Source organism: Parafrankia sp. Ea1.12 (genome assembly GCF_900465275.1).
GTDB classification, from domain to species: domain Bacteria; phylum Actinomycetota; class Actinomycetes; order Frankiales; family Frankiaceae; genus Parafrankia; species Parafrankia soli.
In genome coordinates this window covers 1-311 of sequence record NZ_UBIZ01000582.1, presented here as the reverse complement: position 1 = coordinate 311, position 311 = coordinate 1, and the positions used below count along the sequence as shown (strand labels likewise).

Genomic DNA, 311 nt, shown 5'->3' with positions numbered 1-311 from the left:
GTCCCTGGGCTACCCGGTCGGAGTCGCCACCGTCTGGCGGATCCCGCACCGCGCCGGCATCGACCCCGCACCCCGCCGGGCCGACACCTCCTGGCGCACCTTCCTGTCCGCCCAGGCCTCCAGCCTGCTGGCCTGCGACTTCTTCACCGTGGACACCGTGTTCCTGCAACGGATCTACGTGTTCTTCGTCGTCGAACACGCCACCCGCCACGTCCATGTTCTCGGGACCACGAAGCACCCGACCGCAGCCTGGGTCACCCAGCAGGCACGGAACCTACTGATGGACCTCGACGAACGTGGCCACCGGTTCC

At 68.5% G+C, this 311-nt stretch carries 1 pseudogene; it reads left to right on the top strand.

The annotated features are described in order from the left end of the window. Window positions 1-311, top strand: a pseudogene (locus FMEAI12_RS32260) (integrase); the annotation flags it as partial.